This window comes from Duganella hordei (assembly GCF_040369125.1).
In the GTDB taxonomy this organism is placed as follows: domain Bacteria; phylum Pseudomonadota; class Gammaproteobacteria; order Burkholderiales; family Burkholderiaceae_D; genus Rugamonas; species Rugamonas hordei.
Genome location: NZ_BPWI01000018.1, coordinates 13702 through 34849 on the forward strand (window position 1 = coordinate 13702; position 21148 = coordinate 34849).

Consider the following 21148-nt stretch of genomic DNA (forward strand, 5'->3'; position numbering starts at 1 on the left):
TGACTGTTCAGGTTTGTGCGCTATGATCTAGCTATAGGACGGGGGTAGAGGCGGGGGTAGATGTGACTACCAAGATCAACAAGCTGTCGGCGCTCGCGGTCAAAGCGCTTGATAAACCTGGCTACCATGGCGACGGTGGAGGTCTCTATCTGCAGGTGTCGCGCACGCATACCAAGAGCTGGATTTTTCGGTTTGCGGTGGCCGGCAAAGAGCACGAGATGGGACTTGGGTCCTTGATCTCGATCGATCTTGCGGCGGCTCGCCAACGCGCCAAGCAATGCAGGTTGATGCTCCTCGATGGTAAGAATCCGTTGGCCGAACTTCGCGCTTCCAGGTCGGCGCATGTGGTGGCGCAGGCCAAGCGCACCACGTTCGATCAGTGCGCTGCGGCCTACATCGATGCACATCGCGGCAGCTGGAAGAACGCCAAGCATGCCGCGCAATGGGAGAACACGATAGCGACTTACGCAAGTCCGTTGATCGGCGCGCTGCCGGTGGCCGAAGTCGATACGGACCTGGTGGTGAAGGTGCTCAGTCCTATCTGGCGCAAGAAGACGGAGACTGCGGTGCGACTGCGCGGACGCATCGAATGCATTCTGGACTGGGCGACGGTCAGCAAGTTCAGACAGGGCGAGAATCCGGCGCGCTGGCGCGGGCACCTGGATAACCTGCTGGCCAATCCGAACAAGATCGCGCCGGTGAAGAACCATCCTGCACTTCCCTGGACTGAGATTGGCGCTTTCATGAAGCTGCTGCGCGAACGCGAGGGCGTGTCCGCACGCGCGATTGAGTTTGCGATTCTGACGGCGTGTCGATCCGGCGAGCTGCGTGGTGCGACGTGGGCCGAGATTGATCTGAAGGCGAAGCTGTGGACGATTCCGGCTGAACGCATGAAGGCGGGGAAGGAACATCGCATTCCTCTCTCGACTGGCGCTATGGCCCTTCTGCGGTCACTGGAGCGTACAGGAGACGTTGTTTTTCCTGGGCGTGATAAGGAGACGCCTTTGTCCGATATGAGCATGACGCTTGTTTTACGGCGCATGGGGCGAGGGGATATCACGGTGCACGGTTTTCGTTCGAGCTTTCGTGACTGGTGTGCTGAAGCGGCGGGAAATTCGTTTTCGCGGGAAGTTTGTGAGCATGCATTGGCGCACAGCCTGCCGGACAAGGTGGAGGCCGCGTATCGACGCGGGGACCTGCTTGAGAAGCGGGTGCTGTTGATGCAGGCCTGGGCCGATTTTTGCGCTGTATAGCCGCCTCACGCACGCGAAGAAACACGAGGCAATGAGCGGAACGAGATAAATTATATAAATTGTATTCGTTCACACGACAGCGCTTCAAATTCGACCGAAGTTCGGCACGGTCGATTGCAGCGTAGCGCCGCAACTCGCCTTGTGACCTTCGTAGGCGACGCGGATACCGTCGATGGTGTGGTGCGGATCGCCTTCGGTGATTGTGCCGTCGCCATGTAGCGGACAAGTGATCTTGTCCCCAATTCGGGCGACCGCGATGCCTCCGACAGTAAAGTGGGTGGCGGCGACGCTCGACACTTTGCCGCCGTGGCTGGTGGGATCGTTCAAACGGATAACTTTTCGCATGCTGTTTCCTCAGTCAGAGATGTTGGCCGCGTGGCGCAACGACGCGTCAAACTGCACCACGCCCTTTTCCAAGGTGAGCAGCCTGTCCAATGCCAGCGTGATCCTGGCGCCATCGACCGGAACCCTCAGGCAGGGAAGTCGTTCGGCGAATTCGATCCAGTCTTTGATGGGAAGCTGCGCCTTTGACCACAGCGAACGCATTTGGGCGTCAAGGCCGTCCAGATCAGCAGGTTGCAGGACATGAACGAGTAGGGATACGCCTGGCAGAAAGCCGGCGCAATGCACCGGTTTGCCGCCCAGCATGGACGAACACGCCCCTGTCAATGCGAATAGCGTGTGCGGCGAATAGACTCCTGAATCCAGCTTGAACTGCATGCCCTCGTGTAGGCGGATCTTTCTTGTTACCGGGTCCGCGTTAGCATTCATGGCGCTTCCTTCCGTCGTGGTCGGTGCGATTATTGTTGCTGGTAGTTGTCCGGGTCAACCGCTGGGCTGCCATGGTGCCTGAACACGTCGCCGCCACGAGGGTGCTGTTGGGTCTTGCGCTTATCGTCGGATGGCGGGCTGATGAAGACAATAGATGCCTCGTTCGTGTCGCGCAGATTGACCGCCGCGCTGATGCCGCCATTGCGGTAGCTTCCCATCACTCCGATTGCCATCTGCATGAACAGCGTGGTCGCCCCTGTGTTGCCCAGACGTTTGTCGGTGTCGATAAACTGGCTGGATTTGCCGGTGTCGATTTCCGGCCCGCCGTGTGCGGCCTGGGCGTTCAAGGTGTTGTGTAGCAAGGTGATTTGGTTGGCGTCGTCACCAGTCGCTGCGACGATGAGGGCGGGTGCCTTTGCCCGCTCCGTCTCGGGGAGAGTCAGTAGTGCAGCTTGCCAGCCAGCCTGCAGTACCTTGTCGCGTTCGTCTCGGCGGGTCAATGGCTTGCCGTGTTCATCGGTGAACTTGACGAAGGTGGGGCGATGGATGAAGCCGAGCGTGGGCAATCTGTCGAAGGTCGCTAATTGCTCCTTGTTCCAAGGAATCGGGAACCATGGTGTCGGCTTCCATTCCTTGGGCGGCCGGTGCTCCCAGTGGCTTTTGACAGCGTTGACCAGACTGACGTGGCCTGTGCCACGGATGTCGGGACGTTGGGCAAAAGCCGCGGCGCCTTCAAGCCATTCGGCGACCAATGGTTGGCGTTCATGACCGTCGTTCGCTGGATTGCCGGCGGGGTCGGACGCCGCTTGCGCCGGTGTGCGGGTGACAACCCGACCGGGGAAAGGAATGGTTTTTACGAGATCGTAGTACATCATGCGAAACTTGTTCTGCACAAAATTATTGTCTGGATCGTCCCATACGAACGGACGGACCGCGTCGACCCGTTCACGGCGCGCCAGTACCAACAACGTCGAGGTATCTGGCATTTCGGGAATGTAGTAGCCATCCTTGAGCAATTCGGGGGAGCCGACAGGACGATAGGCATTGCGTGAATACATACCATCATCCGAATTGAGGACAACATAAGGTACATCTGGATTGGCGTCGAAAAACGCGAAAACGTCTTCCAAAATGCGGTCGGGATGCTCATCGAATCGTCGCGGTCCGACAACGAATAGATGCCAAGCCATGCCGGAAGACACTGCACTGCCCGCCAAACCGACGAGCGGGCCATCCGCAGTGTCAGCCCTTGAATTGTGAACAGGGGGTTCGGCGTTAAACACCGGTACTCCAAAATACATTGGCGTGTATTGCGCGCCGTTCTCTAGCGAGTCCCCACCACGACTGCCCGAGATTCCGGCTTTGTCCGTATCGCTCCAGGGATATTTTTTTATGTCCTGTTCGCGAATCGACACGTATGGATTCCCTTTTTGCAGTGCGTCCCAAAGTGCGCCTTGCCGGTACTTGTCCAGCGTCGCGCCGAGGCCGATCACTTCCAGCACGTATTCCCGCCTAGATTGATCAGTTGCAACAACCTGTTTCGTCTGGACTTGCACGTGCTGTTGTTCCGCATGTGCAGTTCTTGACGCCATCATCCAACGCGAACCGGCAAGTAATCCAACCGCCACCACTGGCCCCGCCACCCACCACAGTATTCGACTGCCCATCGTATGCTCCTTCGTCATAAGGCTTTCGGGCTGCACAACCACCATGACGAAGATCGCCCACAGTGGGATCAGAATTAGAATAGCGGTGATCGTGCCCAGCATGTACTTCCACAGCTTTGGCGGCTGCATGGTCGCGGCGTCTTTCATATACCTCCCTTGCCCGTCTTGGCATGTGACATTGGCGCAGGTGCGGTCTCATCACGCGGTTTAAGTGATGCAAGCTCCAACGTTTCGCACACGAGGGGCGATGGCATGCCATCGAGAGTCGGCACACATGCCGGAATGGTGCCCGAACTATAGTAGATCGCGTTACCTTCGATGAGGTCCTTTCGCCATTGTGGTTCGTCTTTCCAGTAGACCGTGTATTTGGCGATGAAGTCGTCCCACTGCAAGATGGATGCTCTCGGCCTTGATGCCTTGTCTTGTTTTAATCGCCAATCAGCCACCGCACACAGGTATTTGAAAAACAGCGGATCGGTAGCCGCTTTGCCCCCGCCGATAGCAATGTCGAAAGCGGTGACTTGCCGATGGTTGGCGGCGCCGCCGAAGATCGCGCCGTGAAACGACCGTGCGCCGGACTCCTTTTGCCAGCGCAGGCGTTCCTCATCCGGCGTTTTGGAGCGCGATACCATTACCTTCCCCGTATAGGCCGGTTTGGCCGCGTCACCCATGCAATCGAACACTTGCCATACCTTGCAGATCTGGCCATCTGGCTTGCCTATGTTCAGAAGCGTTTGCATCTTCTGGACCTTGTTAGTGATCATCATCACGGAACCGGCGTACACGGCCGTATTCAAGCTCGAAACCACGCGCGTTTTTCCGGGTGGCGGGTGATGCCCGCTTGGGTCGGGATGAAGTTCCCAAACCGTGTCGTTGCTCATGCCGTAGTCGCTAGTGATCGCGATGGCGGCGTCGATCGGGTCGACATCCTCGCTTGCACCCGGGCGGCCTTTTGCGTCCGGTCTGGCACCTTCGTTCAAGCTCGCCTTTACTGCAACGGGCAGCGGCTCGCCGTTGATACTGCGGATGTTGACGCGCGCTTCTTGTGTGGAGACCGTGCCGAACCACGGAGTGTCCGGCATTTGGAAATGGGCGCGGACATAATGATTGCTCAATGGGTCGCTGATTTCCGTGTGTCCCTGATCGTCCTCGCCCTTGATGACGATTTCAAAATCATGCGGCTTGGCCTGTCCGATCAGCACTGGCGTCCCTGCTTCCAGCGTGGGGCGCAATTTGTTCGTGAAGACTCGTTGATAGAATCCTGCGTCTTTCGCGTTATGCGCGGTCAGCTCCTTGAACGGCTGGCGCATGATATTGAGCAGACCCGCTTGCTTTCGACCGGTGTCATAGGGACCGAATTCACGACTACCGGTCTTCATCACCGGAATTTGCCCGACCTGCTTACCATGCTGATAGTCGGGTATGCCTTGCCATCCGATGCCTTGAACGTTGTTCAAGGCCACTGTCATGTCTTCTGGACAAAAATACAGATATACCTTGCCGCGATTGTCTCGGTCGGCAGACGCTTTCCACAGGCCGCTCACCATGCCGTGGTGGACGCCATGATCGTTCAGCGACGTAAAGGCGGGCGTGGCGTGCTTCTTGCTGACGACGCCATGCACAATATTGACCAGCGTGGTCAGGCGCGCGTGCAGCGTTTGTCGTCCTTTGAGGGCCCCGTAGTGACCGTGCATCGGGGTGTCCTCTCCCGACGTGCCTTCGACCAAGCTGGTCGTTGTTGGAATCTCGTCGACCAGGCTGTATGGCGGATTATTGAGTATCAGGGTGTCGGCCGGACGCAGGCTGTCATCGAGTAGAAATGCCTGTGCCAGCAGAGATACCATGCAACCTTGACTGTGGGCGACCAGCGTTACGGCCTCGTCCTCGTCATAGTCGCGGATCATGCTGATCAGTGCGGCCAGACGCTTGGCCGCCAGGATCATGTACAAATGGCCGGGGTTATCCAGGACCGGATGGGTCGCATCGCGCTGCACGAAGTCCAGCATGCCGCTCGCGCTCGACTTGCCTTGCCCCCACATGTCGGGCAGGGTGGAGGTAGCGTTAGCGAACGGGCCGCCTCCCTTCGAGAGGTCCTTATCCAGGCGGTTCTTGTTGCGGTCGATGCGCTGGCCCCGCAAGCTGCCGGCCATCGGCGTCTCTTCGCGGAATCCCCAGTAGAATGGGATGATGGGACTGTCGGTCTTGTCGTCTATCTTGCGCTTGAAGAATACGTCGTCTGGGTCCGCGAGCACTTCGTCCTTGTCCTTGGAGGTCGGCATCCGGTAGGTGCCGGCGACATAGTCCCAACCGATCCGCTTCTTCAAGCCTTGGCAAAGGCCCTGTTCCACCGCGTTGTAGGCGGTGCCGACGTCATTAACGCCGTGGATGACGATGACGTTGCCCGGCAGGTTAGGCCGCACGTTGACCGTCTTGTCCGATAATCGGCCGCATTGCAGTACGCTCGTGTCCTTGCCAACGACGTACTGCACCTTTTCGTATATGCCCATTCCGATACCCTGATGGCAATATTAGTGGGAGCTATTTCTTGTCCGTCAAAATGCGGATTCTTGCGATATGCATTGCGTCGCGCTCGAGCAGGCTTGTCTTGCCCAACGGGTCGGCAATTCCTTTCACAGTGCTGCCGTCGTTCATGTCGATTTCATAGCCCCTGTTGGGCGCGATAATCGCCCCTTCCGTGTGTTGCCCGTATTTGAGAATGAACTTCTGGTCCGGGGTGCCGCCGCCGAAAGAGGGCACTTCGGCGTGCATGGTGGCCGGGCCGCCGAACGGAAAGTTTGCAGCCAGATTCTTGATGTCGCCGTTGGTCCCGTTGGTAATGCCACCGCCAATCTTGGTGAACGATCCATCCTCGGCAACCAGGCGAATCTCCTTTCCCACCAGAGAAATGACGCCATCGGTGGCGGTGATGGTGACGTTCTTCGCTGAATTGATTTCGGTGTCGTCGTGTTGGCTCTGCATGGTCAGTTTGCCGTTATGCGCGATAGCCTTGATGCCGTCATGATGCGAGAACAGTGAAATGCCCTTGCCGGCGTTCAGGTTGAAACGCTGGCCGCTGGTCAGTTGCATGTGCTGCTGCGCGACTGTATCGACGTTGACGCCGGCGTAACTGACCATGGTTTTCGGCGTGCTGAACGCAATACCGGACGGAGCAGTAATGCTCAACGTGGGTTTGCCGTCCTCGCTTTTCGGATCGACGTTGCTGCCACCGGCGGCAGCGCCAACATCGCCCTTTAGCTCCGCCTGTGGCGCCGGATCAAGCGACAGCCCCTGATGTTCGGCGGCGTACTGGCCCAGTGATTTGAATAGGTCGAGACAGTCCTGCATCAACGCCAGGTGTTCTTCACAACTTAGCTGGTTGGCGCAGGCGTCCAGGCGCTTCCAGGCGGAGATCAGCAGCGACTTGGCGGTGCGGATGGCCCCGCTTTCATTGGTAGCCAGTTCGAACCCTTCACCGCGCGGGGCTGCCTTGCTGTCGCGCCGGGGATGGGTCAGAAAGCCAACGTTGAGCTGGCTCTGACCGTGTTCGCTGGCCAGTTGCACGCTGATCTGCCCCGGCGTGTCGTCCATACGCAACTGATTGGCGCGTTGACCTTTGCCTTCGCAAGTCACCATACCGGACAAATATTTATCTCCCGGCAGTATGCTGGTGTGACTGAAGGACGGCGCGGGCCGTTTGGCGTTATGGACGCTGCCGATGATAATCGGCTTGTCCGGGTCGCCGCCCAGGAAGATGAGGAGAACTTCATCGCCTACGCGGGGCAGGGAGATCATGCCGTAGCGATTACCCGCCCAGATGCCGGCCGGGCGCAGCCAGGGTGAGTCGCGGTCAGTGTCAGATGCCCCCGCGCCTTGTGCGTGTTCGTGGTCCTTCGGGCGACATGCCGCAAAGCGCACTTTGATACGGCCCATTTCATCGCAATGAATTTCTTCGTTGACCGGCCCGACAACGGTCGCGGTTTGCACACCGGTGCGCGGCAGATCGATACGCGGATCGTAAGCGGGCACGATGGGTATGCCGCGCCGCACGCAGGTAAAACGGTTGGTATAGCGTACATCCCGTTCGGCACTGGCTTCTTCGAGACCTTCGCTTTCGCTACGCCAGTGGTTCAGCGAAAACAGTCGGCGCACACGGTCGTCGAGCGTTTTCGGCAGATTATTTTCGGCCTCGATGCGCAGCTCCGTGATGACAAACTCCCGTTCATTGGCTGGGTGGGAATCGATCTCGGGGTGGCCAGTGATGGCATTCCATTGGCCGCAGCACATGTTGCGGTCGCTGCCTTCGCCCTGAAATAATTTGGATTCATACTCTTGGCGCTGCATGCGCAGCGCGGCCAGGTTGCAGTAGTCGTCTTTACTATCGCCCGCGTGTGGTACATCAATCAAATAATCATCAAGACTGGCGGCGAATTGATTGCCAAGGGGGCCTTGGTCGTTGCGGCTGATGTACTCACTTCCCATTGACCATGCTTGTGCATAGTCCAAGCTACGGCGACTGATATTTCCGGCGGTGAGGTTACGCACCGCCTGCCAGTTGGTGATGCTGTCGCGCTTTTCAGTTCCGGCGTCACGGTGAAAACGAACGGTGCCTGCCGCGTTTTCCTTGAGTGACATCGGGTCGTCGAATAGAACCAGGGTATGAACGGGTGTCTCGCCGCTTCCCCTGTCCGTGGCCGCACCGGGTTGAATGAACCATGCGATGCCGCGCCGTTTCCATAAGCGGCGCAGAAATGCTGCGCTCGATTCGTTGTACTGCAGCGTGAATTTGCGCGTCGGGTAACTCCTCAGATGGCCCAGGTCGAAATTGAATGCACGCGCGGCGACCGGATTGGCTTCGCGCCATTCCCGTAACACGATGTTGGTGATATCGACTTCACTGGCATTGAGAAAGACGCGGGTATTGCACGTCTTCTCAAGCAGAGAAAAGGCATCTTGCACGATCAACTGGTAGGTGGCCAAGCCGCCGTCGCCCTGGCCTTCAATGACACCGCTTACGATGCCGCACACTGATCGCAAGCCGCCGGAATCGGTCACGAACTGTAGTTCGACAGGGTTGGCCAGGAACTGCTTGAGCGGCATGCCCGCTTTGGTGGACACGCACAGCAAGGAGTACTCGATCCCGCCGCAAATCGCTTCCACTCCGCTTACATGCTTGAGCAGAAGGACATCATCAACGACGCCTTTTTCGTTCGTCAGGCGCATGCGAATGGGCCGGTTCGCGTCGGTCAAGCTGCCCAAGTCGATGGGTAGGTCGTTCATATCCATGTATGGAACTCCCAAGGCGAAACCACATCTCGTTTTGATGCGGAACACGAAGAAATGAATCAGAAAGCGCAGCCAGCAGATCCGCTCAGCAATGGAAATGACTAATTTGAACGTCTGTGGAATTCATGTGTTGTGCAGGGTCAAGTTTGTCGAGGGGAAATTCGACTGCGGGATTGATTCGCATGCGATTTCGCTGAATTTCATCATGTTTTTGGCTCGGGTCCTACGGAGCGAACGTTGCCGGTCGACTGCATGGTCCAGCGAGTTGGATGCCCTCCAAGGCACATTTTCCCGATGCGCAGTCACAGAGCTGCTATGCACGCAAGCCGTGTGTGATTGCAATATCGTCGCGGCCGCGCAAAAAGGGTAGATTTCAGCCGTGCATAATGGTGATTCGCAGATGTGCACAAATGTGGGTCGCAGTCGTGCACGAAAGCGGTTCACAGGCGTGTACAAAAGTGCTTCATATTCGAGCGTGAATGTGTTCGCAGGCGTGTACAAAGGCGGTTCGAAGGCGTGTACAAAAACGGTTCGCTTATGTGCACGAAGTAGTTCGCAGGGGTGTACAAAAACGGTTCGCTTATGTGCACGAAGTAGTTCGCAGGCGTGTACAAAGGTGGTTCGCATAAGTGCGCGAAGTGGTCCTCACGCTGTAAAAAAAGGTTCGCATTCGTGCACAAAATTGGTTCGTGGCCGTGTACGAAGATGGTTCGCATTCGTGCACGAAAGTGGTTCGCAAGCGTGTACAAAGGTGGTTCACAGTCGTGCACGAAAGTGATTTCACAACTGTCACAAAATGATTCGCATCTTTGCACGATAGGGCAGCAAACTTGTGCTCGATCTTGGCCTCTTTAGAAGGGACAGGGTAGGGTTTGCTATACCGCCGCTCGCGGCGATCTAGCAACCGGCAAGCTCCAGTCGTTGCACTCCCTACGCCTGCCTACCTCCCTGCTCAGGGCTCCGCCCCGAGACCCGGAACAGCCTAAAGAAGGAGCATGCGACCATGGCCAAGATCGAGCAGCGCCGCAAGAGCAAACTGGTCATGGTTCGCGTTTCGCCCGAGGAGTTAAGCGACCTGCAGGCCCGCGCTGCCGCCGTCGTCAAGACCGTCCCCGACTACCTGCGCAGCTGCGCCCTGGCGCGCGAAACGCGGGCGGTGGGCGACCAGCACATCATTCACGAATTGCGGCGCCTGGGCGAATCCCAGCGCCGCCTGTACGCGGAAAATGGCGGGGCATCGGGGCCAGAACTGACCGCGGTACTTCTGGCAATCCTTGCCGCCATCAACCGGCTTGGGACTTAACCTTAGCGTGTGGCCGCCCGGACAGCGATGAAGATCGGCGAGTCCACGCCCGAGATGCTGGAATGCGATTTGAAGCTGGAACTGACGGCCCAGAAGACCGTCAAAGAAGGCATCGCAGCCTGCGAGTTGGTCGGAGATTACGTGTCGCGCGACCTGTTGCACGATATCCTTGAGGACACCGAAAAACATATCGACTGGCTGGAAACCCAGATCGACATGATCGACAAGGTGGGCCTGCCCAACTACCTTCAATCGCAAATCGACGCCCCGTCTTGATGGCCGGCGGTCACGCCACGGCTCGCTGGCACACACAGCGCAATCGCCGCACAGGGCGAGCGAATGCTCATTGATTCAGAAGCGTTGCTACGCCTGCGGCCTCATCTCTTTCACGTTAAGTGGCGCCCAGCTTCTCCAAGCCAGCGCCTTGCCGGCAGCTGGAGCGACGTAGGCCAGATCCAGTACGTGTGCCTACGCGGGAGCCGGCCCAAACGCTTGGGAGCTAACCTATCTGCACCTCTACGGAGTGCGCAGTGCATACTGCGCTTGCGCCGGCGAAGGAAGGATACGGGTACCATACAGGGTATTTCCGGAAAGTACGGACACCGCATATTGCACCGCCGGATCGGAATAGAACGCAGCCACCGTTTGGTTAAAATTAATATGCAGTCCACGCGCAGCTATACGCACGGTCGGAGCAATTTGAATGCCATTCCGATAGTCGCCATCATCGTCAACCGTCATCAGGAATGCCATCAGATTTTCGACGGCCGTATCGTTGCGCAATAGCGAATCTGAATAGGCTGCGCCGTCGTAAAGCGATCCGTAGGGTAGCGCCAAATAACCGGGCATCGCAAATAGCACGATGTCGCCCAGAATGAACGTGACCGTGTCGCCTCCGGCATAGCCAAAATACGTTCCGCGTGCGTCGGTCAAGTGGGAAATCGCCGGATTCACGCTATTGAAGAATTCCAGGCCGGATATTGTGGGGTAACGCAAATATTCGTAGATGGGTTGAGCGACAGGCGTCTGCGGCACGTCGATTTCCGCCCCGTAGTCGCCGCCGCCTCCGCAGCCAGTCAGCACGGCCGTTGAAAGCGCCACCATTGCATATAATTTGTTCATACTGTCGTCTCGCGGATGGGGTTTGAATTGTAGAAATTAATCATCATCGTGGTGACGGCCACGTCCGTGATCCTCATCGTCATCATCATCATCATCGTCATCGTCCCGGTGATGCTTTGAATGCCTGCGCCATTTGGGCTGATCCGCAACGTAGTACTCCCGGTAGTGATAGACCGCAACTGGCCCATACACGGGTTCGGTCTCATAGAAGACCGGAACGCGAACATGATCGACCACGGTTTTGCAGCGCTCAACCGTTTGATATGATGGGGACGCAGGGTAACGGTCGCCTATTCGATCGCCGGCAACAGCACCGGTTGCCGCACCAATGGCGGTGGCAACCGCCCGCCCGTTGCCTTTGCCAATCCGATTTCCGAGCAGACCTCCTGCAATCCCGCCGATCACGGCGCCGCCATACCCTGATCCGGACGAGCGCACCGCCACCTGCTCGTTCCAGCATTGTTGACGTGGACGTTCAACTATCCGGTACTCGGCGGCATTTGCAAGCATCGGCATAGCAAGGAAAATAACCCAGCTCAAGGTCTTGGTAACCATGATGGTTCCTCGTTTCGTTACCACGGCAGTGGATTGCGATTGTGGGCCACTTCATTGCCCGCATATCCGCCGAGCAGGACACCGGCAACTGTGGCAATTTTCTTGCCGTTCCCGCCCCCGACCTGGTTCCCCAGCAAGCCACCAATGACAGCACCTACGCCTGTGCCAACAGGATGCATGTCGCTCACATAAGTTCGAATCGGATGCGGTTGATTTCTGTTGGGCTGTTCATAACTGCGTGCGGATTGGCTGTAGTTAGACTGCGCATAATGATGAGCGACCTTATGGTGGACCACTGGCGCCGGTTGGTAAGCCTGTGCAACATGCACAGGGCTCGCAGGCTGAACGGGAGCGAGTAATTGACCGGCGGGCACCGCCTCCAGCATCTGTCCGTCCGGCGTCATGTATCGGATCGGGGCATTGCTACGTATCGCGACAGGCGCAAGCTCGGGATAGGTACCGGTTTGCGGTAGAACGCTGGCATGGGACGTCGGTAGAATCCCAGCAATCGCCGCGGCGCCGAGCAAACTGACGAGAATGACGGAGGTTGCCGCGCCGAGCATCAGTGGGTGGGGTCGGGATGTTGTTGGAGCGGTTTGGTATTCCATGAAATTCTCCTCGTTGCGTTGCGAGATTTCATCTTAAGGTCTACAGAACGACACAACTATGCAGAAGCTGTATCAGTTGTAAGGCTCGGTTACATTCCCGTTGTTTGACCCGGGAGATCATGCGCGAACGGATTTGGACTGGCTTCTCTCCGATTCACACACAGCCCCGTTGCCATAGACGTGCGGCATGGCTCCCGGCGCTGGGCGGCGATGATTTCGTTGCTGTAGCGTGTTGCCAGCAAAGGTGGGTAAATTGTACGGAAAACGCCATCGCTACGCTAAGGTGTGGCATGCGACAACCACCCTTCATAGGGGCCGATGGCCGCAAGCACCCGACTGTGCACCGGCCCCAGATTGCGGGCGCGGTTGGTATCGACTACGCCGCGGTGCACCGCGTAGGCGGTCTTCTTTGTGTCGGCGAATCGCCGCTGCAGTTCTCTGGCGAAGAGCAGGTTGGGGATCTTCGACTGAGCGCAGGCCGTCAACGGCTGGTACTCTCTCCGGTGCCCTTACTGCTGAGCATCACTACCTGGCCTCGTCGTTAAGCTGCTCGAGCAGACCCGTTACCAGCATGAAGCGTCCGATGTGGTTGGTGAAGAACCGCAGCTCATAGCCGTGCAAATTCTCGACCTTCGGCAGCATCATTATGCCCGCGTTGCAGATGATGGCGTCGAGCCGGTGACCGTCTGCCGTAACCGCCGTGACGCGCCGTCGCACCGACGAAGGGCCTCAGAGCCCGCTAGCGGGAAACGTCGCGCATGCCGCCGTAACCTCATCCTTGGTGCGCGCGGTCCCCAGCATCAGGGCGCCCCGAGGGGCGAACACGCGACACGCCTTCTGCTCTAGGACTGCGTCGCAGCCCGTCGCCAGAATCATCAGGCTGGCGAGCGATAGCCCTTCGGTGACCTGCTTCGCCATCGCCCCGTAATCGAAGCCGGTAGGCCCTCTAAGTGTGTCCAGCCAGTCAAACGCCGGTCAAGAATCAGGCAATCATTCGCCAAAAGGAATCGAACCCAGCCATGCAATGTTTTTCTGCGTCGGGCGGATCCTGAATCAGGTATTCAATCATCGTCTCCACCACTGCGGTCAGCGTCACTGGCGGCATTGCCCTCATTGTTCGTGGGCATGTGCTTCGCCAAATTCGGTGTGAGCGCCGGGCTTCCACGGCCGCCCTATTAGATGTCCAAGTCGCCAGAGTACTTGCACTTCCGCCGCTGGCACTTCGCAAGCAGTGTAGTGAGGTCGCTTGGTATTTACCACTCGCCTTTGCCTCGTCGCCAGCAATCCACGGTGTTTTCTCATTGTTCGTCGGATGACACGAATACATGCCATTCTGGAGCATTCCATCACTCTGGGATTCGCGCGCCTGACCCTTCGCCCAGATATTAATGTTTGCTGCGCATTGGGGCAGGCCGATTCTCTTTTTTGGGGCTAGGCCGCGTGGGCAACCAGCGGTAAGGGAGCAGTAGTGCGTTCTAGCCCGCCGGCGATGTCGCAGTGCAACTATCGTGCGCAGTCCAGGCACGAGCGCCGGGCCGCGGCTACAGTCTGACCTGCTGCGCTTGCGTTTATCTTGAACGAACTTCGTCGTGTGTCGTACTAGCTGGAGAGTTTGCAAACGAAATGAAACAGTCCTTCTCTTCGGGGGCGAGTTTCAAGCCGATGATCAGTAGCGCGATTTTCTGTTCGGAGTGTGGCGGCCTGGCCTTTTTTCCAAATGCGCGTATTCGCTTTATTTTGCGAAAGGTATCGAAAGTTACTTGTTATTTTCATTTCGTTCAACTAACATAGCGCCATGCACTTGCTTTTGCCATTCTTCTTCTATGAAAACTGCGTCTTTCCCAGGTCGGCGGCATTGCGTTTATATATAGCAATGAATCGTTTGCGAAAGTGATTTCGAAAAGGTGTCCAAAGATGTGCTTTGTCGATCGCATGACCCTGGCGCATTGTTGCAAGTGGTGATGCAATCAAGTTCTGGCCGGGACGTTACGTCTAACGATGCAAGTCTCACAATTGCAGGAGGGAATAATGAAGATGACGAATTGGTTGACATATACCCTGATCACCACATTCTTGTGGGGGGTCTGGGGGGCATTTGCGGGCTTTCCGGGTCAGAACGGATTTCCGGAAACGTTGGTCTACGTCGTATGGGCCATATCGATGGTGCCTCCCGCCGTATTCGTCATGGCGCGCACAGGCTGGCGCCTCAGGTGGGACGCGCGTTCGTGCCTGCTCGGTCTGGCAATTGGCGCCCTTGGCGCAGGCGGGCAGATGGTCCTGTTCTATGCAGTCAAGGAGGGGCCAACCTATCTGATCTTTCCGATCATTTCGATGTCGCCAGTGATCACCATTGCACTGTCCTATGCCTTTCTAGGTGAGCGTACCGGCGCCATGGGTGTGGTCGGCATCGCGCTGGCGATTTGTGCCCTGCCGCTGTTCGATTACGCGCCGGGACAGGGCGCGCATGTCTATGGTTCCTGGTTCTTGCTGGCCATCGGCGTGCTCGCGGCGTGGGGATTGCAGGCCTATTTCATCAAGTTGGCTAATGCAACGATGAACGCCGAAAGCATTTTCTTTTATATGACCGTCAGCGGCCTGCTGTTCGTTCCCATCGCGCTATATATGACCGATTTCTCGCGGCCAATCAATTACGGACTCGACGGACCTTATCTGGCCGGCGCGACGCAGTTGCTCAATGCAATAGGAGCGCTGACGCTGGTGTATGCCTTTCGCTATGGCAAGGCGATGGTGGTGTCGCCGCTCGTCAACGCGGGAGCGCCGCTACTGACGACGATCATTTCGATGGCCTGGGTTGCGACCATGCCGAATGGCTACAAACTGGCTGGTATCGGCCTGTCATTGGCGGCCGCGCTATTCCTCGCGCTGCAACCCGAAGAGCCAGTCGCAGCTTGATGTACGTTTAATTCATTCGATTTGGAGTCTATTGTGAAAGAACTATTGGAGCTGGTACGGCGCCACAAGGCAGGAGAGGGCTTGGGCATTTACTCGGTGTGCTCCGCGCATCCGCTCGTGATCGAGGCGGCGCTGAGGGTGGGCGCTGACTGCGGCGCGCCGGTATTGATCGAGGCGACTTCCAACCAGGTCAACCAGTACGGCGGATACACCGGCATGACGCCGACCGGTTTTCGCGATTTCGTGCTCGGCATCGCAGCCGTGGTCGGCTTCCCGGCGGAGCGCGTGCTGCTTGGCGGCGACCACTTGGGGCCCAATTGCTGGCAGGGCGAGCCTGCCGCCATCGCCATGGGCAAGTCCGAGGTGCTGATCGACGCGTATGTGGCGGCGGGCTTTCGGAAAATCCATCTTGATTGCTCGATGTCGTGCTCCGGCGATCCTGCGCAGCTGCCGGACACGGTCGTCGCCGAGCGCGCCGCGCGTTTGTGCGCCGTGGCCGAGCGCGCGTGGCATCGCCGCGGCGGCGCAGCCCCCGTGTATGTGGTCGGCACCGAAGTGCCGGTGCCGGGCGGCGCGCATGAGGATTTGCAGGAACTGGCGCTGACCACTCCGAGCGCGGCAGCGGCGACCATCGCCGCGCACCGCGCGGCGTTCGCGCTCGCCGGCCTGGATGCGGTGTGGCCGCGTGTGATCGGACTGGTGGTGCAGCCAGGCGTCGAATTCGACCACGACAAGGTGATCGACTACCGTCCGGAGCGCGCCATTCAATTGAGCCGATTCATCGAATCGGAGCCGACCTTGGTGTACGAAGCGCATTCGACCGACTATCAGACCACCCGCAACCTGCGCGCGCTGGTGCGCGACCATTTCGCGATCCTGAAAGTGGGGCCGGGCGTCACGTTTGCGCTGCGTGAAACGCTGTGGGCGCTGGCCGACATCGAGCGCGAAATGCTCGGGCCGGGCCGGGGCGCCGACTTCAAGAACGTGGTGCTGGGCGTGATGCAGGCGCAGCCGGAATCCTGGCGCAAATACTATTGCGATCCAAGCAGGGAGCGTTTCGATCAGCAGTTCAGCCTGAGCGATCGCATTCGCTACTATTGGCCGCATCCGGCCATCCAGCAAGCGCAGGCGCTGCTGCTGGCCAACCTGGAGCAGGCGCCGCCGCCGTTGTCGCTGCTGAGTCAATACATGCCGGATCAATACCGGGCCGTGCGCGACGGCCGTCTGCACAATGCGCCGCGCGACTTGCTGAGAGAGGGCGTAGCGACTGTGCTGCGCCAGTATATGAACGCCTGTACCGCGAACGCGGTTTCAATGGAGCTGGAAGCATGCTAGATACAAACCGCGACATCCTGGGAATCGATCCCGCCGACCTGGCCGCACGAGGCGGGCGGCTGACTGCGGGCGAAATCCTGCAGCAGCCCATCGTGTGGGGGAAAATAGAAAACTTGACCGATTGGCGCCGGGGCGCAGTGGCGCAATTCTTGGCGCCGCTGCTGGCGCTGCCGGGGTTGCGCATCGTGCTGACCGGCGCCGGCAGTTCTGCCTTTATCGGCGACTGTCTGGCGCCGGCCATGCTCAAGCAGACCGGCTTGCGTGTCGAGGCGGTGCCGACCACGGACCTGGTGTCCGGGCCGGAGCGCTTCTTCCAAGAAAATGTGCCGACGCTGCTGGTGTCGTTCGCGCGCTCGGGCAGCAGCCCGGAGAGCGTGGCTGCAGTCAAGCTGGCCGATCAGTGCGTCACGCAGATCTACCACCTGGTGTTTACTTGCAATGCGGACGGCATGCTGTACCGGCTGACGCAGGGTCAGTCACATGCGCTGGCGGTGCTGCTGCCGGACGAGACCCACGACCGTGCTTTTGCGATGACGACCAGCTTTACCTCGATGCTGCTGGCGGCGGCGCTCGCGTTCGGCGTGATCGAGGATGGCGCCCAAGCGGCATCGGCGCTGCAAGCCTGTGTCACCGACATGATCGGACGCGCACTCCCGCTGCTCCATGCTTTGGTGGCCCGGCGATTCCAGCGCGTGGTCTACCTCGGCAGCAACGAACTGAAGGGATTGGCGCGCGAGGCCGCACTCAAGCTGCTCGAGTTGAGCGACGGCCAGGTCGTCGCGTTGTTCGATTCGACGCTCGGCTTCCGGCACGGTCCCAAGTGCATTATCGATGCCTCCACGCTGGTCGTGGTCATGCTGTCGAACGACCCGCTGGCACGTCGCTACGATCTCGATCTGCTGAGCGAATTGAGGGCAGACCGCCGCGCCGGCCAGGTGCTGGCGCTGAGCGCGCGCGATGACCTGCGCGAGTGCGACGACAGTTTCTTGTTGCGTCATGTGAGCGCGGCCAGCGACGTCGAGCTGGCGTTGCCGTTGATTGTGTTCGGCCAAATGTTCGCCTTCCTGCAATCGCTCGCGCTCGGTATCCGTCCCGATACCCCGAGCGTGTCCGGTACCGTCAACCGCGTCGTTAGCGGTGTGACGATTTATCCATACGAAAGTGAGGGCGCTTATGTTCCTCGGGATTGATGGCGGCGGAACAAAAACCGAGTTCGTCTTGATCGATGCAGCTGGCCGCATTCTGGGCGTGCACAGCGAGGGTAGTCTTTACCACCTTCAAGTCGGACTCGACGGCGTCGCGGCGAATCTGGCCAAGGGTAGCGCCGCCGTGCTCGCCGCGGCTGGCGTGGATCGCGATGCGCTCGATTTCGTGTTCCTCGGTTTGCCGGCCTACGGTGAAGACAGCGCGCTGCAAGGTACGCTTGACGCCCTGCCCGGCGCAATACTCGGCCATGCACGCTATCGTTGCGGCAACGATATGATTTGCAGCTGGGCCGGCTCGCTTGGGTGCGAGGATGGCATCAGCGTGATCGCGGGAACCGGTTCCATGGCCTACGGCGAATCGGGCGGACTGGGCGCGCGGGCAGGCGGCTGGGGCGAATTGTTCGGCGATGAGGGTTCGGCCTATTGGATAGGACGCGCCGGCCTGACTCTGTACGCGCGCATGAGCGATGGGCGCGCCAGCCGCACCCTGTTGTATGAATTGTTCCGTCGACAATTCGCGCTGGCGGACGACCTCGATCTGTGCGGTGAGGTGTACGGCACTATGAACAGCGAGCGCAGTCAGGTGGCGCAACTTGCCCGCCTGGTCAGCGAAGCTGCACTGGGCGGCGATTGGCAGGCGCGCACGATTTTCGGCGCCGCTGCCGGGGAGCTCGTTGAGCTGGTTGACGCGGTGTGGAATGCGCTCCATGTGCCGCGCGGCGAGACCACGCGCGTGTCATATTCGGGGGGCGTGTTCGACAGCGAGGAATTGCTGCTGGTGCCGTTCAAGATGGCGCTTTCGGCGAGGGGCGCGCGCTACCAGTTGAGCCCCCCTGCATTTTCGCCCGCCCTGGGCGCGGCACTGTATGCGGCGCGCTGCGCAATGATGCCGCTTGGCCCGGATGCGCTGGCGCGTCTTGCAGTCGAATCGGCACAAGTATCCCGGCCCCATCCCAACCGCAGTTGATTTGAACAGGAATACCTATGACATTTACCATGCGCGTCCTTGGACTGGCTTCGCTGCTGGCGCTGCCGTTGAATGCTGTCGGCGCGGACAATTACACGATGAGGGATTTCTATGCTGTTCAAAAAATCGACGCTCATATGCATCTGCACAGCGGTGCCAGCGCCTTCATGGCCTTGGCACACAGGGACCGGTTCAAGGTACTGACGATCAATGTCGACTACCGGGATTTTCCGCCCGTGGCGCTGCAGCAACGCGTTGCGACGGCGCTCCACCACGCATTCCCACAAGACGTGGCTTTCGCCGCGACCGTGTCGACTCAGGGTTTCGGGCAGCCGGGCTGGCGCGCCACGATGTTGCGCGATGTCGACGCCGCCTTCGCCGATGGCGCGGTCGGCATCAAATTGTGGAAGAACATCGGCATGGAGCTCAAGGGCGCCGACGGCAAGCTGGTGATGATCGACGACGCACGCTTCGACCCGCTGTTTGCCTACCTGGAACGGCACCATCAGACCTTGCTCGGGCATCAGGGCGAGCCCAAGAACTGCTGGCTTGCGCTGGACCGGATGACGGTCAACAACGACCGCGACTACTTCCGTGCGCACCCGCAATATCATATGTATCTGCATCCCGAAATGCCGAGCTACGAACAGCAGATGGCGGCGCGCGATGCCATGCTTGCAAAGCACCCGGGCATGCGCTTCGTCGGCGTGCACCTGGCCTCGCTCGAGTGGGATGTGGACGTTCTGGCCCATTTTCTCGACCGCAACCCCGGCGCCAACGTCGACTTGGCGGCCCGGGTCGGGCAGCTGCAATACCAGTCGAACCGCGCGCGTGAGCATGTGCGCAGCTTTTTCATCAAGTATCAGGACCGCATCATGTACGGCTCCGACATGGCGCAATCGGCGGCCCAGGCCGACGCGGATTTCGTGGCCGCGGTTCACAAGGTCTGGCTCAAAGACTGGCGCTACTTCAATACCGCCGAGATGATGACGGTATCCGAGCTCGACGCGCCGGTGCAGGGTCTGGCCTTGCCCAAGCCGGTCGTCGACAAGCTGTTCTATCTGAACGCGCGCAAGCAATATCCGCAGGCATGGGGGCCGCAGAAGGCGCTGCTCGCTGCGGCGCGAAAACCGGACCGCTGACGCCGGTTTTGATTCTTTCGTTTCATGGAGATTGCTTTCGCAATCGCTGCGCCGCCGGGGCAATCCTGTATCATCCTTGCGGTGCGACCGTCGTGCGGTCCCCGTTGTCATTCGACAGCGGATTCATGAAATTGGCGCGGAACCGTCCGCCCTGAGGAAAGATCAAGAATGAAGAAAATCGAGAAGTCGACATCGAAAGTTTCAGCAAGCGAAGAAACGCAACCTGCAATCGCGGGCCAGGAAAAAGATTTGCTGGTCGAGGAGCGGCGGCGGCGTATCCGTGAATTGGTGGAAACACGCGAGCGGATGACGGTCGAGCAACTGTCCTTGATGTTTGATATTTCATTGGTGACGATTCGGAACGACCTGAATGCACTGGCCGAGATCGGGGCCGTGGTCAGGACCCGGGGCGGCGCACTGGCACAGCGGGTAGAAGAAGATATGCCGGTAAGTATCAAGCAGACGCTGCACCGCGCGGAAAAGATGCGCATCGCGGCGGCGGCGGTCAAGCTCATCGGCGAAGGGCAGACGGTGGTGCTCGATTCGGGGTCGACGACGGCAGAGATCGCCAAGCAGATTCGGGCCTTGAAATTGCAGTCGATCAACGTCATTACGAATGCCTTGAATATTGCCGTCTTGCTCGCCAACGCACCGCATGTGACGCTGATCATGCTGGGGGGGGTATTGCGGCCCAGTTCGTACTCGCTGTGCGGCCCGCAGGCCGAGCTCGCTTTGCAGGGATTGCATGCGGATATATTGTTCCTCGGCTTCGATGGCCTGGATCCGGAGATCGGCGTGATGACGCCGCACTTGCTCGAAGCGCGCCTCAACAGCCAGATGATCGCGGTGGCGCGGCGCGTGGTGGCGGTGGGAGACGGCTCGAAGATCGGGCGGCGCAACCTGTCCATGATCGCCAAGATTGAGCAGATCGACCAGATCATCACCGATACCGGCGCCAATCCGGACATGGTGGCCGCGCTGCGTGAACGCGGGGTCGACGTCGTGCTCGTGTGAACCGGGCTGC

Annotated in this window: 16 protein-coding genes and 1 pseudogene; 9 read left to right on the plus strand and 8 right to left on the minus strand. The window is 59.0% G+C overall.

Annotated elements, in window-relative coordinates; translation table 11 throughout:
- The first annotated feature begins 62 nt into the window (after positions 1-62).
- Positions 63-1253: a tyrosine-type recombinase/integrase gene (locus ABWW33_RS27825; RefSeq protein WP_353404685.1), complete on the plus strand. Its 1191-nt coding sequence runs from the start codon at positions 63-65 to the stop codon at positions 1251-1253.
- An 84-nt stretch (positions 1254-1337) separates the two neighbouring features.
- Here ABWW33_RS27825 and ABWW33_RS27830 read toward each other — a convergent pair whose 3' ends face one another.
- From ABWW33_RS27830 to ABWW33_RS27850, 5 genes are read right to left on the minus strand one after another with little or no spacing between them, the layout of a single operon-like run.
- Positions 1338-1598, minus strand: a complete 261-nt coding sequence (locus tag ABWW33_RS27830; protein ID WP_353404686.1) for a PAAR domain-containing protein — start codon at positions 1596-1598, stop codon at positions 1338-1340.
- Positions 1599-1607: 9 nt separating this feature from the next.
- Positions 1608-2024, minus strand: a complete 417-nt coding sequence (locus tag ABWW33_RS27835) for a hypothetical protein (protein WP_353404687.1) — start codon at positions 2022-2024, stop codon at positions 1608-1610.
- Positions 2025-2053: 29 nt separating this feature from the next.
- Positions 2054-3838, minus strand: coding sequence for a type VI lipase adapter Tla3 domain-containing protein (locus ABWW33_RS27840; protein ID WP_353404688.1), 1785 nt, complete (start codon positions 3836-3838; stop codon positions 2054-2056).
- A complete protein-coding gene (locus tag ABWW33_RS27845) occupies positions 3835-6198 on the minus strand; it encodes a Tle3 family T6SS lipase effector (protein ID WP_353404689.1) in 2364 nt (787 codons plus the stop codon). The genes ABWW33_RS27840 and ABWW33_RS27845 overlap by 4 nt, the downstream gene beginning before the upstream one ends.
- Before the next feature lie 31 nt (positions 6199-6229).
- Entirely contained in the window at positions 6230-8974 is a 2745-nt protein-coding gene (locus ABWW33_RS27850; protein WP_353404690.1) for a type VI secretion system Vgr family protein, read from the minus strand.
- A gap of 1003 nt (positions 8975-9977) precedes the next feature.
- Between ABWW33_RS27850 and mobA the strand changes: the two genes are divergently transcribed.
- Positions 9978-10277: a plasmid mobilization protein MobA gene (gene mobA / locus ABWW33_RS27855; protein WP_353404692.1), complete on the plus strand. Its 300-nt coding sequence runs from the start codon at positions 9978-9980 to the stop codon at positions 10275-10277.
- A gap of 33 nt (positions 10278-10310) precedes the next feature.
- Positions 10311-10553: pseudogene (locus ABWW33_RS27860) on the plus strand (ferritin-like domain-containing protein); the annotation flags it as partial.
- Positions 10554-10793: 240 nt separating this feature from the next.
- Here ABWW33_RS27860 and ABWW33_RS27865 read toward each other — a convergent pair.
- The 3 genes from ABWW33_RS27865 to ABWW33_RS27875 are packed head-to-tail and all read right to left on the minus strand — an operon-like array spanning position 10794 to position 12562.
- Positions 10794-11399, minus strand: a complete 606-nt coding sequence (locus ABWW33_RS27865) for a hypothetical protein (protein WP_353404694.1) — start codon at positions 11397-11399, stop codon at positions 10794-10796.
- 36 nt (positions 11400-11435) lie between these two features.
- Positions 11436-11954: a glycine zipper 2TM domain-containing protein gene (locus tag ABWW33_RS27870; protein WP_353404695.1), complete on the minus strand. Its 519-nt coding sequence runs from the start codon at positions 11952-11954 to the stop codon at positions 11436-11438.
- A 17-nt stretch (positions 11955-11971) separates the two neighbouring features.
- The gene (locus ABWW33_RS27875) at positions 11972-12562 is read right to left on the minus strand and encodes a glycine zipper 2TM domain-containing protein (RefSeq protein ID WP_353404696.1); all 591 of its coding nucleotides are present in this window, start codon (positions 12560-12562) and stop codon (positions 11972-11974) included.
- Positions 12563-14590: 2028 nt separating this feature from the next.
- On the opposite strand from ABWW33_RS27875, the gene ABWW33_RS27880 reads away from it, so the two are divergent.
- The 6 genes from ABWW33_RS27880 to ABWW33_RS27905 all read left to right on the plus strand — a co-directional run bounded on the left by ABWW33_RS27880 (position 14591) and on the right by ABWW33_RS27905 (position 21138).
- The gene (locus ABWW33_RS27880; RefSeq protein ID WP_353404697.1) at positions 14591-15475 is read left to right on the plus strand and encodes an EamA family transporter; all 885 of its coding nucleotides are present in this window, start codon (positions 14591-14593) and stop codon (positions 15473-15475) included.
- Between the two features lie 33 nt (positions 15476-15508).
- Positions 15509-16810 (plus strand): D-tagatose-bisphosphate aldolase, class II, non-catalytic subunit, encoded by a 1302-nt coding sequence (locus ABWW33_RS27885; protein WP_353404698.1) that lies wholly within the window; start codon positions 15509-15511, stop codon positions 16808-16810.
- Positions 16804-18000, plus strand: a complete 1197-nt coding sequence (locus ABWW33_RS27890) for an SIS domain-containing protein (RefSeq protein WP_353404699.1) — start codon at positions 16804-16806, stop codon at positions 17998-18000. The genes ABWW33_RS27885 and ABWW33_RS27890 overlap by 7 nt, the downstream gene beginning before the upstream one ends.
- On the plus strand, positions 17984-18982 hold the full coding sequence (locus tag ABWW33_RS27895) for an N-acetylglucosamine kinase (RefSeq protein ID WP_353404700.1): 999 nt from the start codon (positions 17984-17986) through the stop codon (positions 18980-18982). Before ABWW33_RS27890 ends, ABWW33_RS27895 begins: the two co-directional genes overlap by 17 nt.
- A 17-nt stretch (positions 18983-18999) precedes the next feature.
- Positions 19000-20124, plus strand: coding sequence for an amidohydrolase family protein (locus ABWW33_RS27900; RefSeq protein WP_353404701.1), 1125 nt, complete (start codon positions 19000-19002; stop codon positions 20122-20124).
- A 168-nt stretch (positions 20125-20292) separates the two neighbouring features.
- Positions 20293-21138: a DeoR/GlpR family DNA-binding transcription regulator gene (locus tag ABWW33_RS27905; protein WP_353404702.1), complete on the plus strand. Its 846-nt coding sequence runs from the start codon at positions 20293-20295 to the stop codon at positions 21136-21138.
- Positions 21139-21148: the final 10 nt, after the last annotated feature.